This window comes from Pseudomonas sp. Tn43, from assembly GCF_014192635.1.
In the GTDB taxonomy this organism is placed as follows: domain Bacteria; phylum Pseudomonadota; class Gammaproteobacteria; order Pseudomonadales; family Pseudomonadaceae; genus Aquipseudomonas.
This window is the reverse complement of the sequence record NZ_JACHYG010000001.1, coordinates 489,077-505,730: the sequence shown is the minus strand read 5'-3', so window position 1 is coordinate 505,730 and position 16,654 is coordinate 489,077. Positions and strand designations below refer to the sequence as shown.

The 16,654-nt window shown below is 58.7% G+C and carries 14 protein-coding genes; 7 read left to right on the top strand and 7 right to left on the bottom strand.

The window, feature by feature from the left end:
- Nucleotides 1-26: 26 nt before the first annotated feature.
- The 6 genes from FHW68_RS02235 to FHW68_RS02210 are packed head-to-tail and all read right to left on the bottom strand — an operon-like array spanning nt 27 to nt 6,482.
- Entirely contained in the window at nt 27-1,622 is a 1,596-nt protein-coding gene (locus FHW68_RS02235) for a Wzz/FepE/Etk N-terminal domain-containing protein (protein ID WP_095631774.1), read from the bottom strand.
- A gap of 17 nt (nt 1,623-1,639) precedes the next feature.
- The gene (locus FHW68_RS02230; protein WP_095631773.1) at nt 1,640-2,662 is read right to left on the bottom strand and encodes a polysaccharide biosynthesis/export family protein; all 1,023 of its coding nucleotides are present in this window, start codon (nt 2,660-2,662) and stop codon (nt 1,640-1,642) included.
- Nucleotides 2,663-2,686: 24 nt separating this feature from the next.
- Nucleotides 2,687-3,331 carry a CpsD/CapB family tyrosine-protein kinase gene (locus FHW68_RS02225; protein ID WP_095631772.1) on the bottom strand — a complete coding sequence of 215 codons (645 nt, stop codon included), beginning with the start codon at nt 3,329-3,331 and terminating at the stop codon, nt 2,687-2,689.
- Nucleotides 3,332-4,078, bottom strand: coding sequence for a sugar transferase (locus FHW68_RS02220; protein WP_095631771.1), 747 nt, complete (start codon nt 4,076-4,078; stop codon nt 3,332-3,334).
- A gap of 11 nt (nt 4,079-4,089) precedes the next feature.
- Complete coding sequence (locus FHW68_RS02215; RefSeq protein ID WP_095631770.1) at nt 4,090-5,133, bottom strand: NAD-dependent epimerase; 1,044 nt, start codon at nt 5,131-5,133, stop codon at nt 4,090-4,092.
- Entirely contained in the window at nt 5,130-6,482 is a 1,353-nt protein-coding gene (locus FHW68_RS02210; protein WP_095631769.1) for a UDP-glucose/GDP-mannose dehydrogenase family protein, read from the bottom strand. Before FHW68_RS02210 ends, FHW68_RS02215 begins: the two co-directional genes overlap by 4 nt.
- Before the next feature lie 380 nt (nt 6,483-6,862).
- Here FHW68_RS02210 and FHW68_RS02205 point away from each other — a divergent pair, with 380 nt between their 5' ends.
- The 7 genes from FHW68_RS02205 to FHW68_RS02175 all read left to right on the top strand — a co-directional run bounded on the left by FHW68_RS02205 (nt 6,863) and on the right by FHW68_RS02175 (nt 14,251).
- A complete protein-coding gene (locus tag FHW68_RS02205) occupies nt 6,863-8,560 on the top strand; it encodes a sulfatase-like hydrolase/transferase (protein WP_183678472.1) in 1,698 nt (565 codons plus the stop codon).
- A gap of 325 nt (nt 8,561-8,885) precedes the next feature.
- Nucleotides 8,886-9,554, top strand: coding sequence for an ABC transporter ATP-binding protein (locus FHW68_RS02200; RefSeq protein WP_183678469.1), 669 nt, complete (start codon nt 8,886-8,888; stop codon nt 9,552-9,554).
- 1 nt (nt 9,555) lies between these two features.
- Nucleotides 9,556-12,027, top strand: a complete 2,472-nt coding sequence (locus tag FHW68_RS02195) for an ABC transporter permease (RefSeq protein ID WP_183678467.1) — start codon at nt 9,556-9,558, stop codon at nt 12,025-12,027.
- Nucleotides 12,017-13,090, top strand: coding sequence for a lipocalin-like domain-containing protein (locus FHW68_RS02190; RefSeq protein ID WP_183678465.1), 1,074 nt, complete (start codon nt 12,017-12,019; stop codon nt 13,088-13,090). Before FHW68_RS02195 ends, FHW68_RS02190 begins: the two co-directional genes overlap by 11 nt.
- A 62-nt stretch (nt 13,091-13,152) precedes the next feature.
- Nucleotides 13,153-13,395: a hypothetical protein gene (locus tag FHW68_RS02185; RefSeq protein WP_095631764.1), complete on the top strand. Its 243-nt coding sequence runs from the start codon at nt 13,153-13,155 to the stop codon at nt 13,393-13,395.
- Between the two features lie 10 nt (nt 13,396-13,405).
- A complete protein-coding gene (locus FHW68_RS02180; RefSeq protein WP_168185070.1) occupies nt 13,406-13,579 on the top strand; it encodes a hypothetical protein in 174 nt (57 codons plus the stop codon).
- A gap of 87 nt (nt 13,580-13,666) precedes the next feature.
- Nucleotides 13,667-14,251, top strand: coding sequence for a hypothetical protein (locus tag FHW68_RS02175; RefSeq protein WP_095631763.1), 585 nt, complete (start codon nt 13,667-13,669; stop codon nt 14,249-14,251).
- A gap of 395 nt (nt 14,252-14,646) precedes the next feature.
- Here FHW68_RS02175 and FHW68_RS02170 read toward each other — a convergent pair whose 3' ends face one another.
- Nucleotides 14,647-16,515 carry an ATP-binding protein gene (locus FHW68_RS02170; protein WP_095631762.1) on the bottom strand — a complete coding sequence of 623 codons (1,869 nt, stop codon included), beginning with the start codon at nt 16,513-16,515 and terminating at the stop codon, nt 14,647-14,649.
- Nucleotides 16,516-16,654 lie beyond the last annotated feature (139 nt).

Here is a 16,654-nt window from a genome sequence, read left to right as displayed (position 1 = left end):
CAGGGCGCTGGCGCTGAGCGGCCCGTTCAATGGCGCACCCAATACACGAAGCTATCCACGGTCCAGTTTTTGTGTGGATTGTTCGGCATAACGTCTTGCTCGTTGATCACCAACAGCACCGGCAAGCCCAGTTCATGGGTAATCTGCGCTGGGTGTTTGAAGCGGTGATCGAAGAACTCACGCACGTAGACGAAGGCAATCGCCAGCAGCAAACCGGTGAGCATTCCGAACGGAATGATCAGCATCGGCTTGGGAAACGCCGCATCGGCCGGTTCGTAGGGCGGGCTGAGTACCCGGGCGTTGGACATATCGTTGTCCAGCGAGCGGGAAGTACTGCTTTCGGCAAAACGCTGGGCATAGGTGGAGAACGCGGCATGCAGGGCGTTGATCTCGGTGTCCATTTGCGCCAGCTTGCTTTGAGCCACTTGCAACTGATGGATGCGCTCCTTGAAGTCGGCGATGCGCGCGGTTTTCTGCTTGATCACCGAGGTGACAATCGCCAGGTCGTTGGTGCGCTCCTGAATCCGGTTGCTGACGATTTTCAGGAACTGCTGACGAGTGCGGGAAATCTGCTCACGGGCCAACAGCATCGGTTCACTGCCCGGCTGGAAGATCGCCAGGTCGTTCATGTAGCGGCTGACCTGAGTGGTCAATTGTTCACCGAGCTGTCTGATCTCCCGGTCTTCGAAGGCAATGTTGTCCACCGTGGTGGTGAAGGTGAAGGGGAAGGTGTACTCGCTGAGCCGGGACGTATTGGTCGCAGACGTCAGGGCGGTTTTCAGGTAGTCGAGCCAGCGCTGGCTTTGCAACAGGCGATCCTGATACAGGTTCAGGGCCTGTTCCTCGGTATTGATGGCATTGAGGCGAAAGGTGATTTCTTCCTTCGGATCGGACGAAGCCACGCCTTCGAGCAACGCCAGCCGCGTGCCTTCCAGGCCGTCGAGGCGTACCTGATATTGCTTCTTCTTGGTTTCGTAGAAGCTCTGCGGCAGGTCGATCGATTGCAGTTCCTGACGGCTGGTCAGGTAGTTTTGCAGCAGTGCCGCGACAAACCGGGTGCCTTGGGCCGGATCGCCAAAGTTGTAGACAATGGAGATCACGTTGGAACCCGGTAGCGTTTCGATCGTCAGGTTTTCGATGGCTTGCTGGGTGAAGACATCCAGATCGGTATCGCGCACGGGATCGGTCTCAAGCCCGAATGCATCGCGCACTGGATTGATCACGTATTCACGCAAGGGGGTGGTCACGAAACGCTTGATCGGTTCGGTCACCAGTTTGCTGAAAATCCCGGGGTTGGGCGCGTACTCGCCTTTGTCCCGCAGGTCACTGATGGTCTGACGGATCAAGGCCGGGGAACGCAAGATATTGCTCTCGGTTTCCATGTCTGCCAGTGACGGCGGAATGAACGAGGCATCACCTTGAGTCAGGGACGTGGTGGCGTCTCCCTGGGAGAGTTTTTTGGATTGCACGATCACCTGCGCGGTGATGTCGAAGCTCTGTTTGAGCATCAGCGGCAAGATCAGGGCGATCACTGCAAAGATCAGGAAGACGCGCTTCACCAACTGCTTGTTGGCGAAGAAAATCCTGAAGAACTCATGCAGGTAGTTTTCCTTTGGGTTCATGGTCGGTCACCTGAGCGTTAGTTGTCGCTGTCTTTGTTGTCGACGCGGTAGGCGAATCCGAAGCCCACCCCCTGGAACAACACCACGTCCGCCAGTTGCCGCGCGAGTTCACCGGCGCTGGCCAGTTTGGTCTTGGGCACGTAGAGCATGTCGTCCGGTTGCAGGTAAGCAATCTGCGACGCATCACCGGACAAGGCTTTTTCAACGTCGTAATGCACGGCCTGCACGTGGTTGCCGGTGCGGCGCATGATCACCACCGAATCGAGCCGCGCCTTGACGTTGGTGCCACGGGCCAGGGTCAGCGCTTCGAGCACCGAGACCGGCCGGCGAATCGGGTAGGAGCCCGGTTGCGCGACTTCACCCAGCACATAGATTTCGTTACCCGACGTGGATTTGAGCATGACGTCGACCTTCATCCGCCCCGGCAATTGCGCGTAGCGTTGATTGAGGAACGTTTCCAGTTGGTTGAGCGTCATGCCTTGCAGCGGCACGGAGCCGATTTCCGGGAAACTCGCATAGCCGTCATTGCCCACAACGATCTCCCGACTCATGCCGGTAGCGGGGTGGTTCAGGTTGCTCTTGAGGTTTTGCTCGTCGCTCAGCGGGCTGGTCACCAGCACCGTCACCTGATTGCGATTGGGCTGGAACAGGGATTTGCGCTCATAGGCACGCTGGATCTCCTGCCGCGCTTCGACAGCTGTCAGCCCGGCGACTTTCACCGAGGTATTGGCCCCCGGCAGTTCGATGGTGCCGTCGGGCAGCACCCGTTGGGTGCCGTTGAGCTGGCTGGCCGCGGTGAAGTTCAGGGCGACCTGGTCACCGGACTGAATGCGGTAAGCGCCCGAGCTGCTGGTGCTGATGTGAAAGATCACCTCCAGCACGTCCTTGGGCCGCAGGGTCTGTTCGACCTTGGGCATGTCGGTGGCCTGGGCATTGGCCGGCTCGGCCGTGAGGATCTGCACCGGCATCTGCTGGGTTTCACTGGTGCTGGAGCAACCTGCAAGCGGCAGCAACAGCAGGAGAAGCATTTTGGCGTTCATGGCGTCATCCTTTTCTGCGGTTGCCTAGAGGTTTTTGTAGAGCCATTTGGGCATGTAGTACTTGCGCCGGTTGAAGACGCTGCCCACCAGTTTTGCACCCGCCTGAGTCAGGCGCTGGACTGCGGCCTGAGCCACCTCCCAGCGCGTGTCCTCGGCGCGCACCACCATGATCACGCCATCCACCAAGGTGCTGATCACCAAGGTGTCGGCGGCCGAATACACCGCGTCGCCGTCGATCACCACAAAGCGATAGCGATCGCCCAACTGGTTGAGCAACGGCGCCAGCTGTTCGGTGGTCAGGTGCTCGGCGCCGCGGATGTGCCGCCCGTTCGGCAGGATGTGGAAGGGCAGGCTGGAGACATTCACCAGGCAGTCCTGCAGCAGCGGCGGCGAGGCATTGAACAGCAGGTCGCGAAAGCCGCGCTCTTTGGTCAGCCCCAACTGTTGCGTGAGGTTGCTCTCCGATTGGCTGGCATCCACCAGCAGCACTTGGCCGCTGCTCATCGACGCCAGCTGGCTGGCCAGCGCCAGGGCGCTGGTGGTGGTGCCGGTGCCTGTGTTGGCAGCGGTCAGAAAGAGGATCCGCAGATCCAGGTCAAGCACGGTCGAGGTCAGGTTGGACTCGCTCGGGCTGGCGATGGTCAGGCTTTTATTCGATGAACCGTCCATTTAACTCGCTCCGTGGCCGCTGAATACTTTGAAGGGGGTTTTCAACAGGATCTTCAGATCAAGCAAAAGGCTCTGCTCGGCGATATAGTTGAGGTCCAACTCAACGCGCTGGTCGAAGTCGATATTGCTGCGCCCGGATATCTGCCACAGGCCGGTCATGCCGGGGTAGATGCTCAGGCGTGCAAGGTGGCTGTCTTTGTAGCGATAAGCGTTGAACGAGGTCGGTCGCGGACCGACCAGACGCATGTCGCCGCTGACTACATTGATCAGGTTGGGCAACTCATCAAGGCTGCTGCGCCGCAGGAAGCTACCGATCGGAGTAATCCGTGGGTCGTTGTCGATCTTGAAATCGATGGCATCGGCGCCGTGCTTGTTCAGGTGCCGCAAGGATTCCTTGAGCTCTTCGGCGTTGGTCACCATGGTGCGGAACTTGTACATGCCGAACAGGCGGCCGCGGTAACCGGTGCGCTTCTGCACGAACATCACCGGCCCCGGGCTGCTGAACTTGATGACCAGCGCCAGGCCCAGCAGCACAGGGGACAGCAGCAGCAGAATCACCAGTGCGCCGAGGGATGCAACCACTCGGTTGGTGCGCGACAGCGTCCAGGGCCGACCACCGTCACGGCCGGTCATCCAGCCGCGGCCCTGCATATGGATCGCCGTGTCCAGGCGCATTCGGTGTTCGGGGTCCAGGCGTTTGTCACGCTGCATGTGATTGAGCAACATGCCTTTTTCATGTCCAGTCATAGAATCCTCCGCTAAAGCCCTTGCGCGAGTGGCGAGTGGGCGTGGCGCAGTGAGTAGTAGTCGCGGAACCAGGCGATGAATCGTCCGAGTCCTTCATCCAGCTCGATCCGTGGCTGGAAACCGGTGGCCTGGGCCAGATCGCTGGCATCGGCGCAAGTGTTGAGCACGTCGCCCGGCTGCAGAGGCAGCAACTCGACGAGGGCTTTTTGTCCGAGGTGTTTTTCCAGCAGCGCCAGGTAGTCCTTGAGCTCCACCGGTTGTTGTCCGCCAATGTTGTAAATGCGCCATGGCGCCATGCTGCTGGCCGGGTCCGGTTGTTCGCGGTTCCAGTTAGGTGCGGCTTGGGGGGCGCGCTCGATCAGACGAACGATGCTCTCGATGATGTCGTCGATGTAGGTGAAATCACGCTGGTGCTGGCCGTAGTTGAACAGCTTCAGCGGCTGCCCTTCGGCAATCGCCCGGGCGAACCGGATCGGCGACATGTCTGGCCGGCCCCAAGGTCCGTACACCGTGAAAAAACGCAAACCGGTGCAGGGAATACCGAACAGATGGCTGTAGCTGTGAGCCATCAGCTCATTGGCTTTTTTGGTCGCGGCATACAGCGACAACGGGTGATCGACGCCGTCCTGGACCGAATAAGGCGTGCGTTGGTTGGCGCCGTATACCGAACTGGACGAGGCATAGATCAAGTGTTTGACCGGATGGTGGCGGCAGCTTTCGAGGATGTTCAAAAAACCGCTCAGATTGCTGTCGACGTAGGCCCGGGGATTCTCCAGGGAGTAACGCACCCCGGCCTGGGCCGCGAGATGAATCACCACCTCCGGCTGTTCGGCGACAAACAATGCGTCGAGGGCCGTGGCGTCGGCCACATCGACTTTGGCGAGGGGGAAATCGCCGACTTGCTTGCGCACCCAATCCACGCGGTCATGCTTGAGTTGCGGGTCGTAGAAGTCGTTGAAATTATCCAGGCCGAAAACCTCATGCCCGTCGCGCAACAGCCGCAACAGGCAATGGGCGCCAATGAAACCGGCCGCTCCGGTGACGAGTATTTTCATGGCTGTGGCGCCTCGGGAGCGATGTGCCGCAGCCCGATGCCGCTGTAGTGCAAGCCGGCCGCCGCCACGTGTTCGGGGTTGTAGAGGTTGCGCCCGTCGACAATCACCCGCGCGCGCAATTTGCTCGCCAGCAGATCGAAATCGACCACGCGGAAATTCTTCCACTCGGTGCAGATCACCAGCGCATCGGCATCTTCCAGGGTGTCGTCGCGGGTCGCGCACAGATGCAGGTCATTGCGGTAACCGTAAATGCGCCGGCACTCGGACATGGCTTCCGGGTCGTAAGCCTGGACGCTCGCACCTTCTGCCCACAGCGCTTCCATCAGATAACGGCTGGGGGCTTCGCGCATGTCATCGGTATTGGGCTTGAAGGCCAGGCCCCAAATTGCGATGGACTTGCCGCCCAGCCCATCGGGAAACAGCGCCTGCAGTTTGCTGAAGAGGATGTGCCGTTGGCTGTCATTCACATCGGTGACGCTGCGCAGCAGACGCAAAGACATGCCGTGATGTTCGGCGGTGTGCAGCAGGGCGCGCAGGTCTTTAGGGAAGCACGAGCCGCCGAAGCCACAGCCGGGGTAGATGAAGTGGTAACCGATGCGTGGGTCCGAGCCGATGCCTTTGCGCACCGCCTCAATGTCGGCCCCCAGCAACTCGGTGAGGTTGGCCAGTTCGTTCATGAAACTGATGCGGGTGGCGAGCATTGCGTTAGCGGCGTACTTGGTCAGCTCGGCGCTGCGATTGTCCATGAACATGAGCTTTTCGCGGTTGCGGCAGAACGGCGCATAGAGTTCGCTCAATTGGTTGCGCGCTTCATCGTCATTGGTACCGACAATGATCCGGTCCGGGCGCATGCAATCGGCCAGGGCGCTGCCTTCCTTGAGAAACTCCGGGTTGGACACTACTCGAGCGTTCAACGCCTCTTTGCCACGGCGTTGCAGTTCTTCATTGGCAGCGCTCGCCACTTGGTCCGCGGTGCCCACCGGCACGGTGGACTTGATGATCAGGGTGCGATCGGACTCCATGAAACCGGCGATTTGCCGAGCGACACTCAGCACATGGCTGAGGTCGGCGGAACCGTCTTCATCGGCGGGAGTGCCCACCGCGATGAAAATCAGCTCGGCGTGTTCAACCGCATCACTGGCCTGGGTGGAGAAGAACAGGCGACCGGCTTTGATGTTGTCTTCCAGTGCGCTGGACAGTCCCGGTTCGCTGATCGGGGGCACGGCTTGTTGCAGTTGCTTGATCTTGTTCAGGTCAATGTCGACGCACAGCACGCGATGTCCGACATCGGCCAATGCAGCGGCTTGTATCAGACCGACGTAACCCGTACCAAATACGCTCACGTCCATATTGGCGTGCCTCGTAAAACGGTGGATGTAACTGATATGAGACTGTCAAAAGGGGTATAGCCCAGCCATGGGAAAGCGAGTCAGCAAAATGACGGGTAACGCGACCCCGAAAACCCCGGTTTCACGGGCTCTTTGCCATCAAGTGCTTGCCACTGCTGGATTTACTGCGGTTTTGAGGGATTTTTGAGGGTGTTGACAAAACGATAAACGGTCGTAAGGCTTGAAACACAAGGGTTACAGGCACTTGAGTGTGTCAGATTCGAGGCAACGTTTTTTTGACGCTTTGGGGAAAAAACCGGCATTTCTTGCGCTTCGAGGGCTCGGTGCTAGTGTCAGAAAATGGCCGACAATCCATTGGCCACGGAGGTGTTGTAATCGCCATGATCCGTTACCTCAAGGAACTGTTGCTGGTTCTGTATTTACTCAAGAATTACGCCGATTACCTCGATCGTCTTGACGCGCTGGGCATGAGTTTTCCTGTGCTGCTGTATGGCGCAATGTTCCTTGTGCTGACGGTGGCGCTGTTCATGACCGCGTACATCCGTCAGACGTTGGTCCGTCATCTGTTCGCGTTGGTGATGTCTGGCTCGGCGGTGTTCTTCGACGTCTATACGCAAGTGACTGCCGGTTACATGACCTACAGCAGTTTTGTGTCGCTGGTGTATTCCGGCGGGTTCATTCAGGAGGCGGCGTACCAGTACCGCGATGCAATCATCAGCGCGATGTTCAGTGGTTTGTTGCTGCTGTTCGGTATCGGGCTCAAGCCGCGTAGACGGGCGCCATTGCCGGGCGCACTGTTGGTGGCGGCGCCTGTGCTTGGGGTGATGATGCTCAGCACTGTGCTGTTCATGCGGGCCGGCGAGGGGGCCCGTGGCTTGCCGATCATGTACACACCGCTGGCCTATCTGAATCTGTTCACCTATGAAGCGCTGCACAACACCGTCGGCCCGCGTGAGCCAGTGAGCCTGACGCGCATTGATCAGCCGGTGGGCCATGACATTGTGCTGATCATCGACGAGAGCATTTCCGGCAACTACCTGGACATCAACACGCCGTTCGGTGTGCACAGCAATCTCAAGGAACCGCGCCCGGGCGTGGACATCTTCAATTACGGCTATGCGGCATCCATCGCCAACTGCAGCGCCGACACCAATGTCACCCTGCGCTACGGCGGCACCCGCACCGATTACATGCGAATCAACAGCACATTGCCCTCGATCTGGCAGTACGCAAAACAAGCCGGGCTGCGCACCGTTTACATCGACGCCCAGCGTACCAGCGGCAACCTGCAGAACCTGATGAACGCCGCCGAGAAAAAGGACATCGACGAGTTCGTGCAATTCGACCGCATCAGCGTGCGTGACCGTGACATGGCCGCGGCGGCCAAGCTGATCGAGTTGCTCAACGACGCTACGCCGCAGCTGGTAGTGATCAACAAGGTCGGTGCGCATTTTCCAGTGCACGACAAGTACCCGGACGCGTTCATGGCTTACCGCCCGACATTGCCGCGTGGACGGTTTGTCGAAGTGGCGGACACGGGCACACGTGATGGTTTCAACGGTCAGCCGGATGATTGGTTGCTGTACCGCAACGCCTACAAAAATACCGTGCTGTGGAATGTCGGCGAGTTCTTCGCCCGGGTGTTTGCTCAGGCGGATCTGAGCCATGCGTTGCTGATCTATACCTCCGATCACGGGCAGGATCTGCACGAGCGCGGTAACCCGGGGCTCAATACGCACTGCGGTGACGATCCGGTGGAGGAGGAGGGGTTGGTACCGTTGGTGGTGATTTCCGGCCGCGATTTGCAAACCCTGGACTGGCAGGCGCAATGGCCGGCCAACAAGGATCGCTCCAGTCACTACAACATCTTCCCGACCTTGCTGCAGGTGATGGGTTATGACCTGGCGGGGATCGAGGCGGTGTATGGCAAACCGCTGAGTGTGCCGACGGCGGATGAATTCACCTTCAACTATCGCTTCAACGCGCGGCTCGGTGCGGTGCCGGCGTGGAAGTACATTGACCTGAAGAGCATCGTGACGCCGGGTCGGGTGATGCCGAGTGTGGCGGTGGGGCAGTGAGTTTTTCGCTGGGATGACCCGGCCTCATCGCGGGCAAGCCCGCTCCCACAGGTGATTGAGGCGTACCCAAACATCGCATACACCATCGCCCCCGTAGGAGCGAGGCTTGCCCGCGAAGGCGTCAATCCGGTATGCCCACAGATTCTGCGTACACCGGCGCCCCCGTAGGAGCGAGGCTTGCCCGCGAAGGCGTCAATCCGGTATGCCCACAGATTCTGCATACACCGGCGATCCCTGTGGGAGCGGGCTTGCCCGCGATTAACGATAACGCGGTCCCGCTGCCGTCCGCTATCCTAGGCCCACTGCCTTCAACGAGTCTCCCCTCATGCTTTCGGTCCAGGGCGTCTTCAAAAGCTACGCCACCCCCCAAGGCCCGCTGCCGGTATTGCAAGGCGTCGACCTCACGTTGAAACCCGGCGGCAGCCTGGCGCTGATGGGTGAATCGGGCAGTGGCAAGAGCACCTTGCTGCACCTGATCGCCGGGCTGGACAAGGTCGACCGCGGCAGCATCCGCAGCGGCGAGTATCGGCTGGAGCAGATGAGTGAAAGCCAATTGGCGAACTGGCGGCGCACCGAAATCGGTCTGGTGTTCCAGCAGTTCAACCTGATCGGCAGTTTGCGCGTCGAAGACAATCTGGCATTTCAGGCGCGTCTGGCCGGGCGCCACGATCCACGCTGGCAGGCGCATCTGGTGCAACGTCTTGGGTTGGCAGAGTTGCTGCGGCGTTACCCGGAGCAACTGTCCGGCGGGCAACAGCAGCGGGTCGCCCTGGGTCGTGCCCTGGCATCGCAACCCAAACTGCTGTTGGCCGACGAGCCCACCGGCAGCCTCGATGAAACCACCAGTGATGAGGTGTTGAAGTTATTGCTGGAACTGCTCGACGACAGCCCGACGACTTTGCTGATGGTCACTCATAGCCCACGGGTCGCCGCACGGCTGGCAGACAAAGTGGTGCTGCACGGTGGCCGTCTGGCTGGCGCGGACGAGCGCTGAAATGCGGGTTTTTCGCGAGACGCTACGGGCGCTGCTCAGCCATTGGCGACAGCACCCGGTGCAATTTTTCAGTGTGCTGACCGGGCTCTGGCTCGCCACCAGCCTGCTGACCGGCGTGCAAGCGCTGAACAGCCAGGCGCGAGAAAGCTACGCCCGGGCCAGTCAGCTGATCGGCGGCGAACCGCAAGCCAGTCTCACTGCACCCGGCGGTGGGGTGTTTTCCCAGCAAGTATTTGTCGACCTGCGTCGTGCGGGCTGGCCGGTATCGCCGGTGTTGCAAGGGCGGGTGACGCTCAAGGGCCATGAAGAGCAGCGCTTGCAGTTGATGGGCATTGAGCCGGTGTCACTGCCGGCTGGTTCCGCAGTGGCCGGGCGGGCGTTGCCGATCGAGCAGATCGTCGAGTTTTTCACCCCGCCGGGCAGCACCTGGATTTCACCGCAGACGTTGCAGGCATTGGGCTTGCGCGAAGGCGAAACCCCGGTAGCCCAGAGTGGAGTCACCTTGCCGCCGCTGCGTGCCCAGACTGACATGGCGCCCGGTGTGTTGCTGGTGGACATCGGCTTCGCCCAACAGATTCTGCAGTTGCCCGATCAACTGTCACGCCTGCTGCTGCCCAAGGATTTCAGCGCGATTCTGCCTGATGAGCTAAAGGGCCAGCTTCAGTTCAAAAGCAGCGGCGAAGAAAATAACCTTGCGCGCCTGACCGAGAGCTTCCACCTGAACCTCGATGCCTTGGGTTTTCTGTCGTTCGTGGTCGGCCTGTTCATCGTTCACGCGGCGATCGGCCTGGCGCTGGAGCAACGCCGAAGCTTGCTCAGAACCCTGCGCGCCTGTGGGGTCAGTGCTCGCCTGTTGATTACCTGCCTTGCCGTCGAACTGGGTGCTCTGGCGCTGATCGGTGGAATCGCCGGCGTTGTCAGCGGCTATCTGCTAGCCGGCGTGCTGCTGCCGGACGTCGCCGCCAGCCTGCGCGGCTTGTACGGCGCCGAAGTGCCGGGGCAGTTGAACCTCAGTGCACCGTGGTGGTTCAGCGGTATTGGCCTGAGCCTGTTCGGCGCTTTGCTGGCCGGCGCCAACAGTTTGCTGCGGGCGGCGCGTTTGCCGTTGCTGGCATTGGCCAATCCGCAAGCCTGGCATCAGGCCCACGCACGCTGGTTGCGGCGCCAGGGTTGGGTCGCGGTGATAGCGGCGCTCATCGCGTTATTGGCGTTGATCTTCGGCGACAGCCTGAGCAGCGGCTTCGTACTGATGGCCGCGTTGTTGATCAGTGCCGCACTGGCCTTGCCGGTGGTGTTGAACAGTGTGCTCAACGGGGTGCTTGGGCGCAGCCATTCGGTACTCGGCCAATGGTTTCTCGCCGACTGCCGCCAGCAACTGCCGGCCCTGAGCCTGGCCTTGATGGCGCTGTTGCTGGCGTTGGCGGCAAACATCGGCGCTGGCAGCATGACCGCCGGTTTTCGCCAGACGTTCAGCAACTGGCTGGAACAACGCCTGACCGCCGAGCTGTACCTCAATCCGCAAAATCCCGCCCAGGCTCAAGAACTGCACACCTGGCTCAAGCAACAACCTCAAGTCAGCGCAGTGCTACCGAACTGGCAGGTATCGATCCAGTTGCAAGGCTGGCCGACGGATATCTTTGGCGTAATCGATCACCCGACGTATCGTCAGCATTGGCCCCTGCTGGAAGCCTTGGGCGACAATCCCTGGGAGCGACTGGCCAACGATGACGCGCTCATGCTCAGCGAACAACTGGCCCGGCGGTTGAAGGTACGGCTCGGTGATCACCTGACGATCCCGACGCCGAATGGCCCATGGTCGCCGCGGATCGTCGGAATCTATGCCGATTACGGCAATCCCAAGGGGCATCTGCTGGTCAACATCAATCATCTGTTGCGCGGCTGGCCGCCGTTGACGCCCAACCGTTTCAACCTGCGCATCGACCCGGCGTCGATTCCCGGCTTCCTGGCCGCGCTGCAAACCCGGTTCAACCTGGATGACAGCCGCATCGTCGATCAGGCCCGGCTCAAGGGCTGGTCCACGCAAGTGTTCGAACGCACCTTCGCCGCCACCGCCGCGCTCAACAGCCTGACGCTGTGCGTTGCAGGCGTGGCGCTGTTCATCAGTTTGCTGACCCAAAGCCAGAGCCGCCTCGGACAACTCGCACCGCTGTGGGCTTTGGGCGTGACCCGGCGCCAATTGATGCTGCTGAACCTGGGGCAAACCTGGTTGCTGGCGGTGTTGACGCTGGTGCTGGCATTGCCCTTGGGCATCGCGTTGGCGTGGTGCCTGGACACGGTGATCAACGTTCAGGCCTTCGGCTGGCGCTTGCCGTTGCGGGTGTTTCCGTTGCAGCTGTTGCAGTTGATGGGCCTGGCCTTGCTCGCGACATTGCTCGCTTCAGCGTGGCCGTTGTATTCGCTGTATCGCACGCAACCGGCGGATCTATTGAGGACGTTTGCTCATGAAGATTAAGGCTGGCCTGTGGTTATTGGCCGTGTTGCTGAGCGGATGCGACAACACACCTGCGCCGGAAAAAGGCTTCGCCGGCCTCGGTCATCAGGCCGAGGCATTTACCCCGGTGGTGCCCGGGCGAGTCTTCAGTTTTCCGGCGGATCACGGCCCCCACGATGGCTTTCGCATCGAATGGTGGTACGTCACTGCCAACCTCAAGGACGATCAGGGCCAGGAATTCGGCGCGCAATGGACACTGTTTCGCAGCGCCTTGAAAGCGACACCCGAGCAACCCGGCTGGGGCAATCAGACCATCTGGCTGGGCCATGCCGCCGTGACGTCCGCCACGGCACACCATGCCGCCGAACGCTACGCCCGAGGCGGCGTTGGCCAGGCCGGCGTGAGCCTGGCGCCGTTCAAGGCATGGATCGACGATTGGCATTTGAGCAGTCAGGCCAGCCATGAAGACCCTCTGGCGGACTTGCAACTCAGCGCCCGCGACAAGGCTTTCAGCTACCAGCTTCGACTGACCTCCACACGCCCACCGGTGCTTCAGGGCGACAAAGGCTTCAGCCAGAAATCCGAACAAGGCCAGGCGTCGTACTACTACAGCCAGCCGTTTTTCCAGGCCAGCGGCACATTGCAAATCGATGGCAAAACCTACGCCGTCAGCGGCCCGGCCTGGCTCGATCGCGAGTGGAGCAGCCAACCCCTGACCGCCGACCAGACCGGTTGGGACTGGTTCTCCCTGCACCTGGACAGCGGCGAACAGGTCATGCTCTACCGCATGCGGCAAAAGGACGGCGCGCCATACCTCACCGGCACCTGGATCGATGCCCAAGGGCAAACGCAGTTATTGCACGCCGACGACATCAGCCTCACGCCTCAGGAAAAGACCAATGTCGCTGGCCGTTCGATGCCAGTGAGCTGGTCGATAAAAATCCCCGCCAGACACCTCGAAATCACCATCAGCGCCCTCAACCCCAAGGCCTGGATGGACCTGCGCATACCGTATTGGGAAGGACCGGTTCGGCTCAGTGGCAGTCATGGCGGGCAGGGGTATCTGGAGATGACCGGCTACTGATCTGGAACTCTCGGCGCCACGCCGTTTTCCTACGTAATGAAGCCCATTCATGGGAGCCCGCCATGAGCAACGACCTCAAACCGCCCACCCTTGCCACATGGCAGCGGCTGTTCGACGACAAAGCCTACTGGCAGCAATCCCCCGACGCGCATTACAGCGAACTGCTGCGCATCGCCGACGATCTGCTAGGGCAGGGCGCCATCAACCTCGATCAATGGCAAATTCTCAAGACCAAGGCCGATCAATCCCACAAAGACTCGCCCGCCGTGAACGTCGCCCATGAAGTTGACGATCCCGAAGCCTGAGGACATCCCCATGAATCCCAAACCGACCACTCCCTCACAAAACCCCGACGAACCCCGGCCACCAGGCGAAGTCGAGCGCGACAACGACGCCCTGCGGCCCACCGACCCGACCCGGCGCAAGGAAAGCGGTAAAGGCACAGAGAGCGGCGAATCCACCGCGCAAGAAACTGCGGAAACTCCCTGATCCGCGTCTATGCTCATCGACAACAGACGGCTCCGCACCTGGATTGAGAGCTGTCTGCTGCCATCCATCACAGGGAAAGTAACGCTTATGAAGCTCAACGCACTGACCAAAGCCATCACCCTCGCCACGCTCCTGTCCACTGCCAGCCTTAGCGCCATCGCCGCAGACATCCCGCTGTCCGCCGTTGTGGAAGCCGATCAGGTCGTCACCAAAGTCCTGGCGGTCGACGCCGCCAAACGCCAGGTTGTCCTCGAAGGCGCGGAAGGGCGGCAGGTCCATGTACAACTCAGCGACAAGGCCAAAAACCTCGGCAAACTGAAAGTCGGTGATCAGGTCAATGTCGAAGTCATCCGCTCGGTCGCGGCCTATCTCGACACCAACATCGACAAAGGCTTGCCAGGCTCTATCGAACACACCGGCGAAATCCGCGCCAGCAAAGACAACCCCAACCCCGGCGGCGAAGCCTTCCGTCAGGTACAGGTTCAACTGAAAATCACCCACATCGACCTGAAGAACAATCAGGTCACCTTCCAAAACCCGGCCGGCCAATCCAAAACCGTCAACGTCGAAAGGCCTGAAGTCCAGGCGAAATTGAAAGATCTGAAAGTGGGGCAGAGCGTTGTGGTGACCTATACCGATGTGCTGAAAGTCACCAGCCAACACCCAAGCTGATCATTACTTGTACCTGTTGATTGTTCTTGTACAGAAAGTTGTAGAAGAACAATCAGTTTTAATGGTCGAACTGGTGAATTTTAAAAGTTTGTATTTGGTTTTTTAGCAAAAACTTACGAAATATTACGTGCATAAATTTCATGTTTATAGCGAGGACATATCCGCCAAATTCTATTAAAATCCTTCCCGTTCGCCCGGTGTCAGGGCTCTTTACCGGTGCATGGATTGCCAGGCCATTACACTGGGCGAACACCTTCTTTGGGAGGTGCTGTTTAAAAGTTTCGGATATAAAAAATGGGCGACCTTGGAGTCGCCCATTTTTATTGGCTGGGTTAAAGCGGCGGCGCCGGACACCCTACCGGGGGGTTGTAATGGCGTTTGTAGCCTGAGTCATTTCAACCCGAAATTGTATCCATTATCGGAGTGCTAGACTGGAGCTGCTGCCGGTAGTTGGCTGCACGCTGAAGCACTCGGCACAAGGCCTGAAAATTTGCCGGTTTGGTCAAAATATCATTGGCACCGGCGGCCCTGAAACGTTCTATCTCGCTCGAAAAAGCACTCGCTGTGAAAGCGACGATGTAGCAAGTATCGCCCAGTGCCAGTTTGCGGATTTTATGGATGGCCTCCAGCCCATTCATGACAGGCATGTTGATATCCATAAAAATGATATCTGGAGTCGAAGTCATGCATTGATTGATCGCCTCCAAGCCATCTGACGCAAGGTCGGGCGCATAACCCAACTCTTGCAACATCGCTATGGCAACTTTCTGACTCACGGGATGGTTTTCCACCAGCAGAATATCGAGCGGGTAATCCTCGGCAAAAGATGAGTCGAAACCAACCGATGCATGATCATCCCGGATGGGTAGTTCCGAAACTGAAAAAAGCTCCATGGGGAGTGAGAAGGAGAACGTCGATCCGACGCCAGGCTGACTGGTAAAGGATAAAGTCCCCTGCTGCGCCTCGACCAGATTTTTGCAGATGGAAAGACCGAGCCCACTCCCGGTAAAGCGTTGACTGGCCGGTCCTTTAAACTGAGCAAAGGGCTTGAACAGGCTGTCTTGCCGTTCCATGGGGATACCTATGCCGGTATCGCGTATGGAGAATTCGAGTCGGGCTCGAGTGCCGTAACCGCTAGTCGTGACCATGAGCGATACCTTTCCGGCCTCGGTGAATTTAACTGCATTGCCCAGCAAGTTGATCAGTATCTGGCGCAGGCAATTGGTATCGGTTTTGACCAAGGGAGGTACGTCTGGTGAGACCAGGGCCTCAAGTACTATTGGCTTGTCCTGCATGTTTTGCCGGATCATTTCAATACTGGATGAAACCAGAGCTCTTATTTCGAAGACACGAGGCTTCAACTCAAGTTTGCCTGCTTCGATTTTTGCAAGGTCGAGAATGTTGTCGATAAGAGACAGCAGGGCTCGTCCACTTGTATTGATCGTTTTTAGCAGACTGCTTTGCTCGCGGTTCAGGGCAGATCTTGCCAGCAGCTCCGTCGCGCCGATAACACCGTACATGGGCGTGCGAATTTCATGACTCATGGTGGCCAAAAATCTGGTCTTTGAACGATCTGCGTCCTCGGCGGCATTTTTTGCCTGATTCAATACTTCTTCGTTTATTTGCATTTGCTGGAGATGAGCGCGCATGCGTATAAGGCTGAAGACGAGAAATACCAGAATGGCCAGGATGATATGGTGCAGGGAGTCTTGATTAAGTTGCTGGTAGTAATCCGCCAACGTCATCTCCGCACCCGCAATATAAATCGTACCGTCCTGCGATTTCATCGGAACGAAGACGGCGCGAAAATCTCCCCAGTGATCCGAGTAGTCGATCCAGGTGGGTTCGGTGCGTTCAAAGCTGTCGAGCAAAGCCTGACTGGCATCCGGATAGGGATCGAAAAAGCGTACGAAATTCTTCTCCTGTATCTCTTTTTTCGATGCGCTGGAGCTGACCAGATAAGCCTCGCCCGAGCGTTTGACCACACTGTAGACAAAAGCAGTACCCATGGAATCGTTGAAGCTGGAGAGCCGTTGAATGGCATTCCAGTCCTCCGCCTCGGATTTTGACTGTTTGTCGATCAGATTGTCATGGTAGCGATCGCCAAGGATGGCCGAAGCCCCCAGCGCGGCATGCAGCAGCTTGTTATTAATGTTGTCAGTGAGGATCCCTTGAGTCTCGACGTAGAGGTAGTAGATATAGCCACTGACACCTACTATGTAGACCAAGAGAAAAATCCACGTTTTCCGTTTGAGTTTGAACATAAATCACAGCCTCCATACTGTAGGGCCAAGCATAATTTGAAGGCGGGCTGAAAACCATTGTTTTGTTTTTTGCTGTTTTCAGGTGAGGTGTTATTTGACCGAAGAGCCAGTTTTTTTGGTTTTTTTGCTCACGATGTTG